Consider the following 18,035-nt stretch of genomic DNA (forward strand, 5'->3'; position numbering starts at 1 on the left):
CGGCACCGCACAGGTATCCCCACACCGGACGGCGACCGCTCGGCGGCGTCGGTAGTGGGCCGTACGACGATTCGGTGTCGCCGGTTCCGGGATGAACATCGCTCCAAGGCGTTCGGGTAGCCATAACTCCGGGTCTGTCTGTTACCGATGCGCCGGCGCCGTGGCGGCCGGCCCGGTAGGGGTGGTTGCGGAAATGCGTCGACGACCGCGCTGTACGTCTGCGGAAAATCACGGTAGAACCGCGCCCGGTCACGGACCACCAGACCTCCCACGAGTGGCTGGGGCGCAGGTCACAGCACCATCTCCGGTTATCCGCCACAGCGGCGCGGCGGTATCGAAAGAAGATGTCCCGGAACAGGATTCGCTCGGCGCCACCGGACTCGGCACGGCGCGGCCGACGGGAGACACGGGCGGAATCGTGACCGGTTCAACACGGTCCGCCCGGCGTTCTCGCGCGACTAGACCGTGGGGCAGGCGGTAGCGACCGCCCCGAGCACCCGGCCCGATTCGAAGGCCGCCGCGCTCGCGGGCAGTTCACCGGCGCGGCCGCTGTTGTAGACGGTCACCGTGCCGGCCCCGGCGGTCGGCCGGCCCAGCGCGTCGATGCGCCGGAGTGTCTGGCCCGCAACGGCTTCCGCGCTGTCGAACAGCCGGACGCCGGGGGGCAGTGCGGCCACGATGGAATCGAGGACCAGGGGGTAGTGGGTGCAGCCCAGTACGACCGCCTCGGTGCCGGCGGGGGTCTGTTCGGCGGCGCGGGCGATGGCGTGCTCGACGGCCGGGAGATCTCCGCGGTCGATGGCGTCCGCGAGGCCGTGGCACGCCACACCCGTCACATCGGCCTCACCACCGAAGCGGGCGATGAGATCGGCCTGGTAGCGGCTCGCGGTGGTGGCCGCGGTCGCCCACACGGCGACCGAGGCGCAGGCCGCGGCGGCGGGTTTGATCGCGGGGACGGTGCCGATCACCGGCACCTCGGGCCCGACCTCGGCTCGCACCTGTTCGAGTGCGGTGACGCTGGCGGTATTGCACGGCAGCACAATGGCCTCCGCGCCGAGCCGCAACGAGCGGCGGGCCGCATCCAGCACCCGATCGATCACCCACTGCTCGGGTTTGGGACCCCACGGCGCACCGTCGGGATCCAGTTGCAGCAGCAGATCGAGGTCGGGACGCAACTTGCGCAGCCACGCCCCCGTCGGCAGCAACCCCAGTCCCGAATCGATGAGCGCAACGATCACCCAGCCACTGTATTAGCGTCGCCACGCGCCCTTGCGCCCGACCGGGGTATCGGCCGGACATGTTTTCCCATGCCGGTGGCGGACCGACCGCACCGGCCGCGACGACCGATCCGAGCGGGAACCGGTCGGTCCGGCGACGTGAGCGTTCAGCTCAGGGGTGCGGCGGACCGGGCGTTGGCGGCGAGTTCGGCGCGCATCTTCATGACCTGCGCGGTGCGTCCGCCACCGACCACGGCGGTCAGAACCCCGCCGTCGAAGTAGTGCGCCAGGAATTTGCGGCCGTCGTCTTCGATCACCCGGATCTCGTCGGCGCCCGCGGGAGTGCCGAGCACCTGGATCTTCAGGTCGTACTGGTCACTCCACACGTACGGCACCCGGGCGGCCGCGGGGACGTCACCGCCGAGCAGGGCCGTGGTCACGAGCCTGGCCTGTTCACCGGCGTTGGTCCAGTGCTCCACACGCTTGTGCCGGCCGTTGTCGTGGCGCCAGGCCGCGACATCGCCGACCGCCCACACACCCTCGACCGAGGTGCGGCCCACCTCGTCGGCGAGGACACCCCCGCCCGCCTGCGGTTCCGCCAGCGGGATACCGGATCCGGCCAGCCACTCCGTGATCGGTGCGGAGCCGACGCCGATGACGACCAGATCGGCGGCGACCGTACTGCCGTCGGTGAGCGTGGCCCCGGTGACCGCACCGTCTTCGACCCGCAGCGAGCTCAGTCCGATTCCGCAGCGCAGGTCCACGCCCTCGTCGCGATGCATCCGACCGACCAGGCGGCCGACCGTCTCACCCAGCGCGGCAGCGAGCGGGGTCGGCTGCGGTTCCACCAGCACGACGTCGACGCCCCGGGAACGGAAGCTCGCCGCCAGCTCGCAGCCGATGAAGCCCGCACCGACCACCAGCGCCCGCCGTGCGGTGGCCAGGCCGTCGCGCAGGGCCGCCGCGTCCTCGTGGCGTCGCAGGACATGGACACCGGCGGCATCCGGCAAACCGGGAATTCGCTTGGGCCGCAGGCCTGTTGCGATGATCAGCTGTCCGTACTCGAGGACGGAACCGTCGTCGAAGGTCACGGTGCGTGCCGCGGTGTCGACTCCGGTCGCGGCCAGTCCCAGTCGCAGCTCGATGTTCTTCTCGGCGAAGAATTCGGCCGGGCGCAGCGTCGTATCCTCGGTCTCGCCGCGTACGAACTGCTTGGACAGCGGCGGCCGATCGTAGGGCAGTCGCTGTTCGTCACCGACGAGGATCAGTCCGCCCTCGTATCCGGCGCGGCGCAATTCCTCCGCGGTGCGCAGGCCCGCCAGACCGGCGCCGACGATCACGATCGGGGCTGTCATCGCCGCCCTCCTGGTTCGGTTCCCACTGCCTGCACGTATTGCTGCACCAATCCACCATAAACTAGAACACGTTCTAGATTGTCGTGACGGGCGCCATATCCGACACGAATGCAGGAAATTTCCGGTCGAAGTATTGATCGGGCGGTCAATCAGAGCTATACCGAGATCAGAACGCAATTCCGCCCCCGAGGAGGCCCCCATGCTCACCGAAAACCGCACCCTGAGTTTCGTGGCCGTGGCCCTGGGCGCCTACACCGCCCTGTCCCCCATCTGGACCGACCACAGCAACCGCGCCATGTGGACCCTGATCGTGCTCGGCGTGCTGATCGCCCTGACCGGCATGATCCAGTTCACCCGTCCGGGAATCGCCGGAACCGATTACGCCATGGGCCTGTTCGGCGTCCTGCTGTTCATCTCGCCATGGGTGATGAACTACAGCGGCTACAGCGCGGCGTCGTGGACGGCGTGGATCGTCGGCGTGCTGACCGTCGTGGTGGCCCTCGCCGCCCTTCCGCAGGTATCGGCGCGGATGCATACTGCTCACTGATGCAGATGCCCACCCCCCATCGAGCGGGGCGTCGCCGCAGCCGGAAGGTCGACGGCGACGCCCGTGCTCTGATTCTGGATGCCGCCGAAAGCCTGTTCGCGGCACACGGATTCGACGCGACCGCGACGGCTGCGATAGCCGCCGCGGCCGGCGTTCCGAAGGGACTGGTCTTCTACTACTTCCCCACCAAGGACTCGATCCTCTCGGCGCTGATGGCCGAGCGGGTTCCCGCACATCCGATCGACGACATCGCCACGGTGGTCAGGCCCGGCGATCCGGCGACCAGCCTGGTGAACCTCGACGCGGCGCTGAATCTGCGCGACCACCACTCCTCGGTGCTGCGCGTGATCATGTGGCGCGAGGCCGATACACATCCGGATGTACGCAAACAGGTGCGCCGCATGCGCGATCAACTCCTCGACGTCACCGCCCGGGTACTGCAGGCGAGCGCGCCCGGGCAGGTCCAACCCGGGACCCTGCGCGCCTGCGCGGCCGCATGGGTGTCGGCCATGCTCACGATCGCGAGCACCGACCGGTTGCACGCACTCGACGGATTGACACTCGCCGGCGCCGAGGAGATCACGAATCTCTCCCGGGTCGTCGCGGCCGGTATGAGCAGCCTGGGCTGAGTCGGCGTCGCCCGTTCAGCGAGCCGGCAGCAGGCCGTCGACCAGCGCGCGCAATCCCTGTTCGTAGGTATCGGCCGCGGTGAGCGCACTCCATCGCCCGGCCACGGCCGCCAAGCGCGGAAGCTCCTCGGCATCGATATCTGCGAAGACGCGCTCCCGGAACACGGGCCGGTCGTCGTCGCGACGCCGGCGAGCCGCGGCGCGAATCAGAATTTCGCCGGCCGTGTAGTACCAGACGGCCCGGTAGGCGTGCACCGCGCGATCGGCATCCAGCCCGGCGTCCATCGACGCGTCCAGAATCGCCTCGGGGTACCAGAGCGCGGCCGGTGAGAGCAGGTCGTCGGCAGTCAGCACCTCGGTGATCCACGGAACCGGGGCCAGGACGTCGTGCATCGCGCGGGCCGCGACGATCAGACGCTCCCGCGGGTCCTCCGGCAGTTGTGGACGCACCGCACCCGTGGCCACCTCGTCGAGCAGGAGCAGCAGCAGCGCGTCCTTGTCCGGTACGTGGTGATAGAGCGCCATCGGCGTCGCGCCGAGTTCGGTGGCCAGGCGCCGCATGGTCAACGCCTGCACGCCGTGGGTTTCGATCAGCTCGCGGGCGGCGGCCACGATCTGCGCGCGGGACAGCCGCGGCGGACGTCCGGTTCGGGTGCTCACCCGGCCATCTTGACACGAGGTCTCGACAACGAGCACTACGGTCGGTTACTTTTTATACATGTATAGAAAGTATTCGCCCGGACTCGCGCTGGCCGCGATCACAGTGGCGCAGTTGATGATTGCGCTGGACATGGCGGTGGTGAACGTGGCGCTGCCCGCCGTTCGCCGCGAGCTGGGCTTCGCGCCGATCGATCTGTCGTGGGTGGTGCACGTCTACGCCCTGACCTTCGGCGGATTCCTCCTTCTGGGCGGGCGGGCCGGCGATCTGTTCGGCCGCCGGCGACTGTTCGCGCTCGGGCTGTGCGGATTCGCCCTCGCCTCGCTGGCCGGTGGGCTGGCCCAGCAACCGTGGCAACTGATCGCCGCACGTGCTGTGCAAGGTGTGGCGGCCGCGACCGTCGCACCGGCCACCCTCGCGATGCTGACCGTCCTGTTCCCGCACGGCCCGGCGCGGGTAAGGGCCTTCGGACTGTGGAGTGCGGCGAACGGCGCCGGTGGCGCGCTGGGCGTACTGCTGGGCGGCATCCTCACCGAGTACGCCGGATGGCGGTGGGTGATGCTCGTCAATCTGCCGATCGCCGCGATAGTGCTGGGACTCGCCTTCTTCGGCATCCCCGCCGACCGCCGCGACGCGACGCGGCCGCCGCTCGACATCGCCGGAGCGCTCACCGCCACCGGCGGCGCCGGATTGCTCGTTCTCGCCGTCGTCCGTACCGATCGCTACGGGTGGTTCTCACCCGCGACCGTGGGAACGGTCGTGGCCGCACTGCTGCTCCTGGCGGGCTTCGTATGGTTCGAACGGCGGGCCTCGGTCCCGCTGATACGGCTGTCGCTGCTGCGCAACCGGTGGGTCGCCGGGGCGGATCTGTTCGTCGCTCTGGCCGCGGCGGGACAGTTCTCGGCCTTCTACTTCGTCTCGCTCTATTTGCAGCAGTCGCTCGGAATGTCCGCGGCGGCAACGGGTCTGGCCTTCGTTCCGTTCTCCGCCGGGGTCGTCGCCGGGACCGTGGTCGCGACTCGGCTCGGCCACCGGCGTTCACCGCGCACCCTGCTGATCTCCGGCTCACTGCTCGCCGCCGCCGGCCTCGGATGGTTCGCACTGCTGGATGCCGGTGGCGACTTCGCCACCGCGGTACTGGGTCCCTCGCTCGTCACCAGTATCGGATTCGGCCTGTGCCTGGCCCCGCTCGCGGCCGCCGCCACCACCGGCGTCGCCCCCGCGGAAGCCGGCATGGCGTCCGGCCTGATGAACAGTGCCCGCCAGATCGGCGGCGCGATGGGATTGGCCGCCCTGGCCTCGGTCGCCGCACAACGCACCGGATCGGTGGAGACACCCGAGGCCGTCACCGCGGGATATGCCACCGGGCTGGCGATCGGCGCGGTCCTGCTCCTCGGTGCCGCGGTCGTCGCGGCGGCGATCATGCCGCGCCGGACCGCCGGCCGATCCACCTCCGCACCCCTGCCCGCCCCGGCTCCGGTCGTGGCCGAATGAAAGGAAACACCATGTCACTCGCACCTGTCGACCTGTTCGCACGCGGCATCCGAATGCTGCCCGACGGCCGGGTTTTCGATGAACAACGCCGCATGTCCGGAGATGTGGACGGATGGACCCTGGCCGCCTTCCGGGTGGCCACCGACGCCGACGTCCACGGTGATCACTGGGAAATGCATCCGAGCGGAGAGGAACTGGTGGCGGTGCTCTCGGGCGGGATACGAATATATCTGCGCGAGACCGGCGACCCGGCGGCATCGGTATCCCTGCGCGCCGGACAGGCGTTCATCGTGCCGCGCGGGCGCTGGCATCGAATCGAAGTGGACGAGCCGAGCGAACTGATGTCGCTCACCCTGCGCCGCGGCACCGAACTCGAGAAACGGGCGGATTGAGCTGCGGCGCAACGGTGGCGGGAGCCCTCGCACACCCCGCGAACTCGCACCCGGAAAGGCGAGCGATAAGAATGGGGTGTATGACGGATCCCGCCAATGCCCGTTTCGGAGAACCCCATACTGCACGAGAGGGGCACCGACTGACCCGCTCCGAGGAGGAGCCGGGTCAGCAGGCGGGCAGCGGCGGACCCGCGCACGGCGGCGCCGAGAAGTTCGGACTGCGCTGGGACAGTGCCGAATTCGAAGACTCCGGATCGGGCGAGAGCGTTTTCGGCCCGCCCCCCGGCGCCTCGCCCACCGATGTTCCGTCCTATTCACCCGACTACCTCAGCGGCAGCGCGGTTCCGACGCCTCCTGCCGCACCGCCGCTGCCGGTTCGCGACACGTCGGCCCGCACGGCCATCCCGCCGCTGCCCACCCGAGAACCCGCGCAGCGCAGCATGTTCGCCTCGCCGTTCGATGCGGACTACGAACAGGGTGCGGGACCGCACGGCCGTCCCACGCCGGCCGGTGACGAATCCGCTCCCACCTCCAGTTTCGCGGTGCGCGCAGCGGAGATGCCTCCCGTGGATCCGAGATCGGGAGCCCTGGGATCGGCCACGGCTCCCACCGAGATCGAGACGCCGGAAAAGGCAAGCTGGGCAGACCAACTCGACGCCGGATCTCAGGATCCGGAGGACACGGTCCGCCGCATCGCGGAGAGCCTGGGCATCGACCCCGGGCGGCAGAGTCGCTCCCGTAGCGCCGAGACCCAGCCCGCCGAGTCGTCTGCTGCCGAGACGTCACCCGCCGATGCGTCTCCTGCCGAGGCTGCGTCTGCTGGGACCTCTCCCGCCGAGCCGGCGGAGCCGCGTCGGGCCGATTCGGCCGATTCGGTTGCCTCGTCCACCAGATCCGTCACCCCGCCGAAACTGCCGACGCGACTCCCCACTCCCGCCCACGGCATCGCCCGGTCCGAAACCGCGGATGCCGGAACGGAATCCGCTGCGGCATCGGCGAGCACGGATACCCGCCCGGAAGCCACCCGCCGCCCCATCCCCCGGGCGGCCCGGCGGGCACGCGACAACGAGCAGCCCGCCGCGAGTACCCCCGCGTCGCGGCTGTCCGGTGAGATCCCCGCAACCACGGCAGCCGAGCCCGCGGGCGAGGGGCAGCACGGCACCGCACGCCCCGCGAGCACGGAGTCGCGGGCCACCACAGCCACGCCGGCCGACGAAGCTGGGACCCGCCGCACCACGGCGAGCGATGACGAATCGGCGACCGCACGCGCGACGTCACCGGGCGGCGAGGCCGATCCCGCGCCGGCGCCGTTCGCAACGACACCGCCGGCCGGACAGCCGGGCGACGACGCCCGTCGGCCCACCACCGCTACGGAATCGGCGACCGACGGCGACCACACCCCACACAGCACGCGCGCCGCATCGGTCGCCGACAGCGCGCGAATCGCCGCCGAACACACTGTCGCCGAAGCGAATCCGACGACGGACACCACCACTGCGGAGGACGAGAAGTCGCGCCCCGCGGCTCGGCTTCCGCATCGGCATTCGAACGAGCAGCCCCGGTCCGACCACGCCGAAACAACCGGCCCGGCCCATTCCGGCCCGGCAGACGGTACGGACCCAGCCGACTCAGCAGACCCGCAATCCTGGCAGAACACCGACACGCTGCCGGCCCTTCGCAGCCGAGTGGAGAGCGCCGACGCCACCGCGCGCCCGTTCCCCACCCGCAACGGGGCGACGGTGGGACTGCGCTCCGCCCCGAGCGCCCTCCTCGAACAGTCCGATACCGACATCCTCCGACGACGCGCAGCGGAAGCTCCTGCGGCGGAATACGTTCCGACCAGCCGGCACCGGTCGCCTGCAGAGGAAACCAGAGCCGACGACCATCCGGCGACGGGGTCGGCGGAAGCAGTTGCCACATCACACGATTCGGCGATCGACGCCGCTCGCGCCGAACAGGCAGCGGGTACCGGTGGCCGCCGAAACCGCCGCGCCACCAGTGATGATCACTCCGGCGACACACCGATCGACATCGCGTCCCGCACCGGCGTGCCCTCGACCTCCCGGCGCGCGGCCCGCCGCCGAGCCGAAACCACCGGCGAACCCCCGGCCATCGACGTCGGCCTGGTGATGCAGTTACTGCTGGCCAGCCACACCCTGGAGAATGTGGCTCGCAACGCCGAGGCCGGCGACGTCGATCTCAACGGGCTCATCACCGCGGCCCACCGAACCCGCACCGCCGCAGTGGAACTCGTCACCACATGGTTCGGCGGCGCCGACCAGATGCGCGAATTCGCCGAAGCCCTCCTGGCCGCCACCGAGAACTGAGAAATCGGCCGCCTGGCCGCGGGCCCGGCACACCGCGATTCAGGTCGAACCCTGTGCACCTCCACCCGCTGAACTCCCGCCCCGACAACGCGAAAAGGGCCGTCCCCCAAGGGGAACGGCCCTTTTCATGCTGTCACATATCGTGACGGCCGATCACAAAGTCACTTGATGACCTTGGTGACGCGGCCGGCGCCGACGGTGCGGCCACCCTCGCGGATCGCGAAGCGCAGGCCCTCTTCCATGGCGACCGGCTGGATCAGCTTGACGCTCATCTCGGTGTTGTCGCCCGGCATGACCATCTCGGTGCCCTCGGGGAGGGTCACGACGCCGGTCACGTCGGTGGTGCGGAAGTAGAACTGCGGGCGGTAGTTGTTGAAGAACGGGGTGTGGCGGCCACCCTCGTCCTTCGACAGGATGTACGCCTGGCCCTCGAACTCGGTGTGCGGGGTGGTGGTGCCCGGCTTGACGACGACCTGACCACGCTCGACGTCGTCACGCTTCAGACCACGAACCAGCAGACCGACGTTGTCGCCCGCCTGGCCCTGGTCCAGCAGCTTGCGGAACATCTCGATGCCGGTGATGGTGGTCTTCTGGGTCTTCTCGCGGATACCCACGATCTCGACCTCTTCGTTGACGTTGATCACGCCACGCTCGACACGACCGGTGACCACGGTGCCACGACCGGTGATGGTGAAAACATCCTCGATCGGCATCAGGAACGGCTTGTCGGTCTCACGAACCGGGTCCGGGATGGACTCGTCGACAGCGTTCATCAGCTCGACGACCGACTCGACCCACTTCTCGTCACCCTCGAGGGCCTTCAGGCCGGAGACGCGGACGACGGGGGCGTCCTCGTCGAACTCCTGGGCGGCCAGCAGCTCGCGGACCTCCATCTCGACGAGCTCGAGGATTTCCTCGTCGTCGACCATGTCCGACTTGTTCAGCGCGACCAGGATGTAGGGCACGCCGACCTGACGGGCGAGCAGCACGTGCTCACGGGTCTGCGGCATCGGGCCGTCGGTGGCGGCGACCACGAGGATCGCGCCATCCATCTGGGCCGCACCGGTGATCATGTTCTTGATGTAGTCGGCGTGGCCGGGGGCGTCGACGTGCGCGTAGTGACGCTTCTCGGTCTGGTACTCGACGTGGGAGATGTTGATCGTGATACCACGAGCCTTCTCCTCCGGAGCCTTGTCGATCTGGTCGAACGCAAAGCTCTGGTTCAGGTCCGGGTACTTGTCAGCCAGCACCTTGGTGATCGCCGCGGTCAGCGTGGTCTTGCCGTGGTCGACGTGACCGATGGTGCCGATGTTGACGTGGGGCTTCGTCCGCTCGAACTTCGCCTTCGCCACTGTTGTCCTCCTGGACTAGTTAGTGCGTGCTTTTGTGCAGCAGTGCGGTTTGTACTTACAGGGGGTCGTGCGCGACCGAACGGGGCGGATTCTCACAAACCCGCCCCGACTGCGATTACTCGCCGGTCGCCTTGGCGATGATCTCCTTCGCCACGTTGGCCGGAACCTCCGCGTACGAATCGAACACCATGGAGTAGTTCGCCCGGCCCTGGGTCTTCGACCGCAGGTCACCGATGTAACCGAACATCTCCGAGAGCGGAACCAGCGCCTTGACGACACGGGCACCACTGCGTTCCTCCATGGCCTGGATCTGGCCACGGCGGGAGTTCAGGTCGCCGATCACATCGCCCATGTAGTCCTCGGGCGTGATGACCTCGACAGCCATGAGCGGCTCGAGGATCACCGGACCGGCCTTACGGGCCGCTTCCTTCAGCGCCATCGAACCCGCGATCTTGAACGCCATTTCCGAGGAGTCGACCTCGTGGTAGGCGCCGTCGAGCAGGGTGGCCTTCAGGTTGACCAGCGGGTAACCGGCGAGGACACCGTACTGCATGGAGTCCTGGATGCCGGCGTCCACCGACGGGATGTACTCGCGCGGAACGCGGCCACCGGTGACCTTGTTCTCGAACTCGTAGGTCGCGCCGTCCTCGCCCGTGAAGGGCTCCAGGCCGATGATGACGCGGGCGAACTGGCCCGAACCACCGGTCTGCTTCTTGTGCGTGTACTCGAGCTTCTCGACCGGCTTGGTGATCGTCTCGCGGTACGCGACCTGCGGCTTACCGACGTTCGCCTCGACCTTGAACTCGCGCTTCATCCGGTCGACCAGGATGTCGAGGTGCAGCTCGCCCATACCGCCGATGACGGTCTGGCCGGTTTCGGCATCCAGCTTGACGGAGAAGGTCGGGTCCTCTTCGGCCAGCTTCTGGATCGCGGTACCCAGCTTCTCCTGGTCGGACTTGGTCTTGGGCTCGATCGAGACCTCGATGACCGGGTCCGGGAAGGTCATGGACTCCAGCACGATCTGGTTCTGCGGATCGCACAGGGTGTCACCCGTGGTGGTGTCCTTCAGGCCGATGACCGCGTAGATGTGGCCGGCCGACGCCGAGGGAACCGGGTTCTCCTTGTTGGAGTGCATCTGGAACAGCTTGCCCAGCCGCTCCTTCTTGCTCTTGGTCGAGTTGATGACCTGAGCGCCGGAGTCGACCTTGCCCGAGTACACGCGGACGTAGGTCAGCTTGCCGAAGAACGGGTGCACGGCGATCTTGAACGCCAGCGCGGCGAAGGGCTCGTCGGCACTCGGCTTACGAGTGATGACCTCGTCTTCCTTGCCGGGGACGTGGCCTTCCACGTTCTCGACGTCCAGCGGCGAGGGCAGGTAGTCCACGACGGCGTCGAGCATGGGCTGCACGCCCTTGTTCTTGAACGCCGAACCACACAGCACCGGGTACAGCTCCGAGGCGACGGTCAGCTTCCGGATGGCGCCCTTGATCTCGTCGATCGAGAGCTCCTCGCCACCGAAGAACTTCTCCAGCAGCGCCTCGTCCGACTCGGCGACGGTCTCGAGCAGCTCCTGGCGGTACTGCTCGGCCTTCTCCTTCAGGTCGGCCGGAATCTCGGTGACCTCGTACTTCTCACCGAGCTTGGTCTCGCCGGTCCACACCTTGGCGTTCATCTCGACCAGGTCGACGATGCCCTCGAAGGTGTCCTCCGCGCCGATCGGCAGCTGGATGACCAGCGGCTTCGCACCGAGACGGTCCTTGATGGTCTGGACGGTGAAGTAGAAGTCGGCGCCCAGCTTGTCCATCTTGTTGACGAAGCAGATACGCGGCACGTCGTACTTGTCGGCCTGACGCCACACCTGCTCGGACTGCGGCTCGACGCCCTCTTTACCGTCGAACACCGCGACGGCGCCGTCGAGCACACGCAGCGAACGCTCCACCTCGACGGTGAAGTCGACGTGGCCGGGGGTGTCGATGATGTTGATCTGGTTCTGGTTCCAGAAACACGTCACCGCCGCCGAGGTGATGGTGATGCCGCGTTCCTGCTCCTGCTCCATCCAGTCGGTGGTCGACGCACCGTCGTGGGTCTCACCGATCTTGTAGTTCACACCGGTGTAGAACAGGATTCGTTCGGTTGTGGTCGTCTTGCCGGCATCGATGTGGGCCATGATGCCGATGTTGCGGACCTTGTTGAGGTCGGTGAGCACGTCCTGTGCCACGGAAATCTTCCCCGCTCTGCTCTGTTAGCGATCAGCTAGTTGGGATTTTCGGGAACGGCCCGGGCGGTTCCGCTGCGATGCGGGCCCCTGGCCATCACTATGTCAACGTCGGGTGCGGCTGATAAGTGCCCTGCTGAGAGCACGTGCCGCACCCGACTGTGACTCGCCTCCCGGCGCCGTTCCTTCACCGGCGGACCGGGTGACCAATCACCAGCGGTAGTGCGCGAACGCCCGGTTGGACTCGGCCATCTTGTGGGTGTCCTCGCGACGCTTCACCGAAGCGCCCAGACCGTTGCTCGCATCCAGCAGCTCGTTGGCCAGACGCTCGATCATGGTCTTCTCACGACGCGCGCGCGAGTAGTTGACCAGCCAGCGCAGCGCCAGGGTGTTGGCGCGACCCGGACGAACCTCGACCGGAACCTGGTAGGTGGCGCCACCGACACGACGCGGCTTCACCTCGAGGGCGGGCTTCACGTTGTCGAGCGCACGCTTGAGGGTCACGACCGGATCGGTGCCGGTCTTCTCGCGCGCCTGCTCGAGGGCACCGTAGACGATGCGCTCGGCGGTCGACTTCTTGCCGTCCAGCAGGATCTTGTTGACCAGCTGAGTGACCAGCGGCGATCCGTAGACCGGATCGTTGATCAGCGGACGCTTGGGTGCGGGGCCCTTGCGTGGCATATCAGCTCTTCTCCTTCTTGGCGCCGTAGCGGCTGCGGGCCTGCTTGCGGTTCTTCACACCCTGGGTGTCGAGCGAGCCGCGGATGATCTTGTAGCGCACACCGGGGAGGTCCTTCACACGACCACCGCGAACGAGCACCATCGAGTGCTCCTGCAGGTTGTGACCCTCGCCCGGGATGTAAGCCGTGACCTCGACCGCGCTGGTCAGGCGAACACGCGCGACCTTACGCAGCGCGGAGTTCGGCTTCTTCGGGGTCGTGGTGTACACGCGGGTGCACACGCCACGACGCTGCGGGCTCCCCTTCAGGGCCGCAGTCTTGGTCTTGGCGACCTTGTCGCGACGACCCTTGCGGACCAGCTGGTTGATGGTTGGCATATACCGGCTTTCCTTATTCAGTAACCAGGTGTCTGGAACTCTTCGATGTCTGTTTGTCGGCGGCGCTGCCCCGATTCCCCGGAGTTCACGCCGCCGTCATAGAGCTGTCACCACTTGCCCGGATCGCGTTTCCACGCGCCCCGAGGTCGGGCGTGTCGCGCGCAGTACATGCCTACTTTTCCGGGCACGCTGAAACGGTCGGCCGCTCTCGCTGGCTTACGTTCTACGCACAAACCTGCCCGCACGCTTCCGGGCACAGCGATCCACGATACCCGTCGGCGCGGCGAGGGGCAAAAGTGGGGTCCGCAGGCCCCGGCCCACCACCGACTATGCGATTTCACTATCTCTCGAGGTCCGCCGACCGGCGCATCCGGGGTGGCGCTCGCCTCAGCGCGCCAGATTCAGGGTCAACTCGGCCAGCTTCTTCGCCCCCGCACACGGATCCGGATGACCGCCCGGCCGGTAGTTCACCCACCAGCCGATGATCCCGGTGTCCGCGGCCGGCGCCATCACGCCGCACGAATCCGGATCGCCCGGCCGCTGGACCTGCAGCGAGCGCCGGCCCTGCACGTTCACATCCGTGGTGGTGTAGCCGAGCCGATCGTTGTTGGCCTTCTCGTTCGGCAGCGAACCCATCTCGTACCAGTTCAGCGTGGCCATACCGTCGCCGCCGGGCGTACCCGACAGATCCCACATGCACACCGCGCCGTTGAACGAACCCTGCGCGTCCTGAGCGCCGGTCGACTTGGCGATGTCGTCCTGCTTGACGACCTCGCATTCGCGCAGCAACTTGTCGAAGTTCATGTTGACCCCGCCGCCGCTACCCGCCGGCAACGCGGTCCCGGAAACGGTGCGGCCGCAGCCGCCGACCGTCACCCCCACCGCGAGGGCGAGGACCGCGATCCCGCCCGCCCGCGCGCCGCGCCGGACGCGGCCCCGATCACGCATGCCGTTGCTCATTTCAGCCGTCCTCACTTCAGACGCTGCACGGTCAGTTCGGCCAATTTGCGGTTCTTGTCGCACGGCGTCGCCGACACCTGCCCGAACGCGCCTGGCGCGGTGGACCATTCGAAGAAGTCGTCGTCCAACTGGACCGCCAGGTCACAGATTCCGTAAGTAGGGTCCACAGCCTGGAAGCCCTTCTTCCCCCCGACATCGATCGTTTCCGGGTTGCGCCCCTGCGCCGTCACCCACGCCCGCTCCCGTTCGATGGGACTGCCGCGGTACGACGCGAAAGTCACCGACGGCCCCCCGATTCCGCCGGCCTGCCAATTGCAGCCGACCGAGTTTTTGAACACCTGCGAGATCTGACCGAGCCCACCCAGATTCCGGACCTCGTCATCGGTGACATGTCCGCACTCCCCTGCGAACGGACCCAGCGCCGCCACCTTCGCGGGCGGGCGGGCCACAGGCACATCGTCATCGGACTTGTCGCTCGAACACGCCGACAGCGCCAGCATCAAGGCCATCGCAGCAAGGAGGGCCGAGCAGATCCGCATGCCAGTGACTCTACCGATCGGGCGATGATCCCACAGAGGTCGTCACCACGCCGCGCGGCATCGACCGGCCCTTTACATCGCGTTCCCGGCCGCTGTACTATCGCCCCGTCAATCGGGGGAGATCGCGATTTCGTTCGCACAGACAGTGTCCCATTCGGGACTTGGGGGAAATCATGAACAAATTACTTTCGTCGATAGCTACTGCGACAATCGTTTTCGGAGTCCTTCTCACCTCCACCGGAACAGCTTCCGCGATAGGCACCATCGTGGCCACTTTCGACAGATGGGATCAATGCGTGGCATACGGGCGGTCGTATTACAACCGCCCGGGGGACCCGAACGACCACTTCACGTGTGTGCCCTTGACCGACGGTCGAACCGGACTGAGCCCGACAAACCCCTGATCACAGGGCTGTAGCGCCCTTTCGGGGCACCTTGGACAGCGAACGACAGGAGCGGTTCGAGATCGACGCCGAACCGAACTGCCATGATCTCCCTGAACGCTCGGAGACTCCCCGCGCCTGTTGTTCCGTCTTGAACCCGGAAATGGGTTCGCTCTACTCGACGGTCGGGTCGGCCAGGCCGTGGCGGTAGCCGTAGCGGACGGCGTCGGCGCGGTTGCGGGCGCCGATCTTGGCGAAGGCGTTGTTGATGTGGGTCTTCACCGTCGCCGGCGAGACGAATAGGTGGGCGGCTATCTCGGCGTTGCTCAGTCCGCGCGTGATCAGCGCGACAACCTCCGCCTCCCGGGCGGTGAGGCCGTCAGGATTCGGCGTAGCGACGGCGGACACCCCCTCGGAACGAGGAGATTCGCCGATCAGTGCGTCCACCAGCCGCTGGGACACCGTGGCGTCGAAGGTGGACTGCCCGGCCGCCGCGGCGCGGAGCGCGGCGACGATCTCCACTCGGCCGGCGTCCTTGGTGAGGTAGCCGCGCGCGCCCGCTCGCAACGCGCTCACGATCGAGGTGTCGTCGGCGTAGGTGGTCAGCACCAGCACCGCGGTCCCGGGATGATCGGCCGCGATCCGGCGGGTCGCCTCGACGCCGTCCAGGACGGGCATCCGCAGATCCATCAGCACCACGTCCGGATCTGTCTCCGCCACCGCCCGCAGTGCCTGTTCCCCGTCCGCCGCGGCGCCGACCACGCTCACCTCGTCGACCAGTCCCAGCAGTGCGACCAGACCCTCACGCATCACCTGCTGGTCGTCGACCACCAGCACCCGCAGCGGTTCCCGGCGCTCACTCAATCGGAACCTCCGCCGTCACAACCCATTCGCCGTCGGCCACACCGGACGACAGTGTGCCCCCGGCCAATGCGATCCGCTCACGCATCCCGGTCAGACCGTACCCGCCGGGCAGCGGATCGCGAGTCCGCTTTTCCGCGACCGTGTTTCGCACCGACAGTCGCACGTCGGCGGCCGTGAAGACGAGCGCGACGCGCACCGGCCGTCCCGGCGCGTGCTTGGCGGCGTTCGTCAGCGCCTCGCGCAGAGTGCGCACCAGCGAGACCGCGGCCCCCGATTCCACCGGCCGGGCGGGACCGTCGCAGCGCAACTCCACCGTCATCCGGTGATCGCGGCGATAGCTCTCGACCAGTTCACGCACGGCTTCGGGCAGCGGCGGCACGTCGCCGCGCAGCGCGGCCACCGCACCGCGCGCCTCGATCAACCCGTCGCGGGCCAGCCGGTGCGAGCGCCGCACATGCGCCAACGCGCCCGGTATATCGCCTCTTTCGTCGAGCAGCAGTTCCGCGACCTCCAACTGCATACTCAGCGCACCGAGCGAATGCGCCAGGACGTCGTGCAACTCCCGCGCGATCCGCGCGCGTTCGTCGAGGGCGGCCGCCCGGGCGTGTTCGTCCTGCGCGCGCCGGGTCTGCTCGAGCAGCAGCTGGGTCTGGCGGACGCGCAGTCGATGCAGACGCCGATACAACCCGAGCAGCAGCAGAATGACGAGCACGCCGACATAGGTGAGCGTATCGCCGATGTCCTTCCCGGCCACCGCGCAACCGGCGATCAGGACCGCGACCTCGGCGGCGAACCCCAGCAGGATCATTCGCGTGCCGGACCGGAACTGCTGGGCGAGCACACTGGCGGCCGCGCACAGCATGATGAACGCGGAGATGTCCGGGGCCGGTCCGACGACCGCGGCGCTCAGCAGCGCGCACCAGGTCAACGCCGGCGTGGCCACCCGCGGATACCGGGATTCGACCACCGCGAACACGAGCCACCCGGCATAGGCGGCCACCAGCACCGCCCACACCCACCCCGGCACCGGATCGCCGTGGTCGAACACCAGATTGGCCGCCAGCAACGTCGCGCCGATGACACGCATCAGCGGGCTGGCGTCGGGATCGTTGCCGACCAGCCTTCGCCCGAACTCCCGCAACCCCTCTCGCATGACCCTCCTGGTGACATTCCGCGCCGGTACCCCGACGGTAGGCGCGGCCGGATCGTCGCCGGAAGGACCGCCGGGCCGAGATGGGCCGCGGCCGCTCCACCCGCGGGTGGAGATCCCACGATCCATCTCCCGGCCGAGGCGCGCGCAGGCCCGAAATCCCTAGCGTTGCAACGACATAACGCCCAGTACTCGCAGGGAGATTCCGATGACCGACACCGCCACACGCACTCTCGACAACACGGGCAGCCGCCTCCGCAGCACGCGGCGGATGCTGGGACTCGCAGCCGATATCGGATTGTCGCCCGCGACCTACTATCTGCTGATCGCGGCCGGGTGCACCAGCTATCGCGCGCTGGTCTGTTCGACGGTCGTCGCGGGCATGTGGGCGCTCGGGGTCGCCGCGGCGCGCCGCAAGGCCGACGGCGTCGCCGTATTCGTTTTTTTGCTCAACGTGCTGGGTCTCGTGCTGGCCGTACTGGGCGGCGACGAGCGAATGATGCTGGCGAAGGATCCGATCACCTCCGCGGTGATCAGCGCGCTGCTGGCGGGCAGTTGCCTGCTGGGCCGGCCGGCGATGTTCGCGGTCTCGCGGCGCATGCACGCACTCGGACCGGATTCCGCAGCACGCTGGGAAACATTGTGGCACAACGACTCCGATGTCCGCCGCGCGTTCACGGCCGCCACGGTGGTGTGGAGTGCCGGACTCGCGGTCGACGCGGTGGTGCGGCTCCTGCTGATCTACTCCCTGCCCATATCGGCATCCGTCGCGCTGATGAACCCGGTGCAATGGGCGATCATCGCCGCGCTGGCGGTCTACACGGTGCGCTCGCGACGGCGCCTCGATGTCAAGGCGCGGCTGCGCGCACTGCCCGGCGCCGAGTGACGGTGCCCGG

17 protein-coding genes are annotated in these 18,035 nt (G+C 68.1%); 6 read left to right on the forward strand and 11 right to left on the reverse strand.

The genetic code is table 11. The features are described 5' to 3' along the window. Positions 1-458: 458 nt before the first annotated feature. Positions 459-1,238, reverse strand: a complete 780-nt coding sequence (locus NMI01S_RS10295; protein WP_062995956.1) for a glutamate racemase — start codon at positions 1,236-1,238, stop codon at positions 459-461. Between the two features lie 146 nt (positions 1,239-1,384). Continuing rightward, positions 1,385-2,572 carry an NAD(P)/FAD-dependent oxidoreductase gene (locus NMI01S_RS10300; protein WP_062995958.1) on the reverse strand — a complete coding sequence of 396 codons (1,188 nt, stop codon included), beginning with the start codon at positions 2,570-2,572 and terminating at the stop codon, positions 1,385-1,387. A 199-nt stretch (positions 2,573-2,771) separates the two neighbouring features. Here NMI01S_RS10300 and NMI01S_RS10305 point away from each other — a divergent pair, with 199 nt between their 5' ends. Together NMI01S_RS10305 and NMI01S_RS10310 are read left to right on the forward strand one after the other, a co-directional pair. Then, positions 2,772-3,119: an SPW repeat protein gene (locus NMI01S_RS10305; RefSeq protein ID WP_062995960.1), complete on the forward strand. Its 348-nt coding sequence runs from the start codon at positions 2,772-2,774 to the stop codon at positions 3,117-3,119. Positions 3,120-3,124: 5 nt separating this feature from the next. Further along, positions 3,125-3,748, forward strand: coding sequence for a TetR/AcrR family transcriptional regulator (locus NMI01S_RS10310; protein WP_062996079.1), 624 nt, complete (start codon positions 3,125-3,127; stop codon positions 3,746-3,748). 15 nt (positions 3,749-3,763) lie between these two features. Here the strand turns inward: NMI01S_RS10310 and NMI01S_RS10315 are convergent, their stop codons facing one another. Then, on the reverse strand, positions 3,764-4,408 hold the full coding sequence (locus NMI01S_RS10315; RefSeq protein ID WP_062995962.1) for a TetR/AcrR family transcriptional regulator: 645 nt from the start codon (positions 4,406-4,408) through the stop codon (positions 3,764-3,766). 58 nt (positions 4,409-4,466) lie between these two features. Between NMI01S_RS10315 and NMI01S_RS10320 the strand changes: the two genes are divergently transcribed. From NMI01S_RS10320 to NMI01S_RS10330, 3 genes are all read left to right on the forward strand, one after another. Beyond that, entirely contained in the window at positions 4,467-5,900 is a 1,434-nt protein-coding gene (locus tag NMI01S_RS10320) for an MFS transporter (RefSeq protein WP_062995964.1), read from the forward strand. An 11-nt stretch (positions 5,901-5,911) separates the two neighbouring features. Further along, complete coding sequence (locus tag NMI01S_RS10325) at positions 5,912-6,292, forward strand: cupin domain-containing protein (protein WP_062995966.1); 381 nt, start codon at positions 5,912-5,914, stop codon at positions 6,290-6,292. An 80-nt stretch (positions 6,293-6,372) separates the two neighbouring features. Then, a complete protein-coding gene (locus NMI01S_RS10330) occupies positions 6,373-8,619 on the forward strand; it encodes a hypothetical protein (protein WP_062995968.1) in 2,247 nt (748 codons plus the stop codon). A gap of 161 nt (positions 8,620-8,780) precedes the next feature. Here NMI01S_RS10330 and tuf read toward each other — a convergent pair whose 3' ends face one another. From tuf to NMI01S_RS10370, 8 genes are all read right to left on the reverse strand, one after another. Further along, complete coding sequence (tuf, locus tag NMI01S_RS10335; RefSeq protein WP_036505815.1) at positions 8,781-9,971, reverse strand: elongation factor Tu; 1,191 nt, start codon at positions 9,969-9,971, stop codon at positions 8,781-8,783. Between the two features lie 115 nt (positions 9,972-10,086). Continuing rightward, complete coding sequence (fusA, locus tag NMI01S_RS10340; RefSeq protein WP_039781052.1) at positions 10,087-12,189, reverse strand: elongation factor G; 2,103 nt, start codon at positions 12,187-12,189, stop codon at positions 10,087-10,089. A 207-nt stretch (positions 12,190-12,396) separates the two neighbouring features. Then, on the reverse strand, positions 12,397-12,867 hold the full coding sequence (rpsG, locus tag NMI01S_RS10345) for a 30S ribosomal protein S7 (protein ID WP_030517120.1): 471 nt from the start codon (positions 12,865-12,867) through the stop codon (positions 12,397-12,399). Between the two features lies 1 nt (position 12,868). Then, a complete protein-coding gene (rpsL, locus tag NMI01S_RS10350; RefSeq protein WP_014353064.1) occupies positions 12,869-13,243 on the reverse strand; it encodes a 30S ribosomal protein S12 in 375 nt (124 codons plus the stop codon). Positions 13,244-13,630: 387 nt separating this feature from the next. Further along, positions 13,631-14,203: a DUF3558 domain-containing protein gene (locus NMI01S_RS10355; protein WP_245716808.1), complete on the reverse strand. Its 573-nt coding sequence runs from the start codon at positions 14,201-14,203 to the stop codon at positions 13,631-13,633. 11 nt (positions 14,204-14,214) lie between these two features. Continuing rightward, positions 14,215-14,742 (reverse strand): DUF3558 domain-containing protein, encoded by a 528-nt coding sequence (locus NMI01S_RS10360; protein WP_062995970.1) that lies wholly within the window; start codon positions 14,740-14,742, stop codon positions 14,215-14,217. A 557-nt stretch (positions 14,743-15,299) separates the two neighbouring features. Further along, the gene (locus NMI01S_RS10365; protein ID WP_084512842.1) at positions 15,300-15,989 is read right to left on the reverse strand and encodes a response regulator transcription factor; all 690 of its coding nucleotides are present in this window, start codon (positions 15,987-15,989) and stop codon (positions 15,300-15,302) included. Continuing rightward, positions 15,982-17,142, reverse strand: a complete 1,161-nt coding sequence (locus tag NMI01S_RS10370) for a sensor histidine kinase (protein ID WP_062995972.1) — start codon at positions 17,140-17,142, stop codon at positions 15,982-15,984. Before NMI01S_RS10370 ends, NMI01S_RS10365 begins: the two co-directional genes overlap by 8 nt. A 205-nt stretch (positions 17,143-17,347) precedes the next feature. Here NMI01S_RS10370 and NMI01S_RS10375 point away from each other — a divergent pair, with 205 nt between their 5' ends. Next, positions 17,348-18,025: a VC0807 family protein gene (locus NMI01S_RS10375; protein ID WP_062995974.1), complete on the forward strand. Its 678-nt coding sequence runs from the start codon at positions 17,348-17,350 to the stop codon at positions 18,023-18,025. The last annotated feature ends 10 nt before the right edge of the window (positions 18,026-18,035 follow it).

Origin of the sequence: Nocardia mikamii NBRC 108933 (assembly GCF_001613505.1) — a bacterium.
GTDB lineage: Bacteria > Actinomycetota > Actinomycetes > Mycobacteriales > Mycobacteriaceae > Nocardia > Nocardia mikamii.

Bases quoted from the DNA above. Each gene is read 5' to 3' on its own strand.
- NMI01S_RS10300 (WP_062995958.1), bottom strand. From the start codon at position 2,572: ATGACAGCCCCGATCGTGATCGTCGGCGCCGGTCTGGCGGGCCTGCGC.
- NMI01S_RS10305 (WP_062995960.1), top strand. From the start codon at position 2,772: ATGCTCACCGAAAACCGCACCCTGAGTTTCGTGGCCGTGGCCCTGGGC.
- NMI01S_RS10310 (WP_062996079.1), top strand. From the start codon at position 3,125: ATGCCCACCCCCCATCGAGCGGGGCGTCGCCGCAGCCGGAAGGTCGAC.
- NMI01S_RS10320 (WP_062995964.1), top strand. From the start codon at position 4,467: ATGTATAGAAAGTATTCGCCCGGACTCGCGCTGGCCGCGATCACAGTG.
- NMI01S_RS10325 (WP_062995966.1), top strand. From the start codon at position 5,912: ATGTCACTCGCACCTGTCGACCTGTTCGCACGCGGCATCCGAATGCTG.
- NMI01S_RS10330 (WP_062995968.1), top strand. From the start codon at position 6,373: ATGACGGATCCCGCCAATGCCCGTTTCGGAGAACCCCATACTGCACGA.
- rpsG (WP_030517120.1), bottom strand. From the start codon at position 12,867: ATGCCACGCAAGGGCCCCGCACCCAAGCGTCCGCTGATCAACGATCCG.
- rpsL (WP_014353064.1), bottom strand. From the start codon at position 13,243: ATGCCAACCATCAACCAGCTGGTCCGCAAGGGTCGTCGCGACAAGGTC.
- NMI01S_RS10355 (WP_245716808.1), bottom strand. From the start codon at position 14,203: ATGAGCAACGGCATGCGTGATCGGGGCCGCGTCCGGCGCGGCGCGCGG.
- NMI01S_RS10360 (WP_062995970.1), bottom strand. From the start codon at position 14,742: ATGCGGATCTGCTCGGCCCTCCTTGCTGCGATGGCCTTGATGCTGGCG.
- NMI01S_RS10370 (WP_062995972.1), bottom strand. From the start codon at position 17,142: ATGCGAGAGGGGTTGCGGGAGTTCGGGCGAAGGCTGGTCGGCAACGAT.
- NMI01S_RS10375 (WP_062995974.1), top strand. From the start codon at position 17,348: ATGACCGACACCGCCACACGCACTCTCGACAACACGGGCAGCCGCCTC.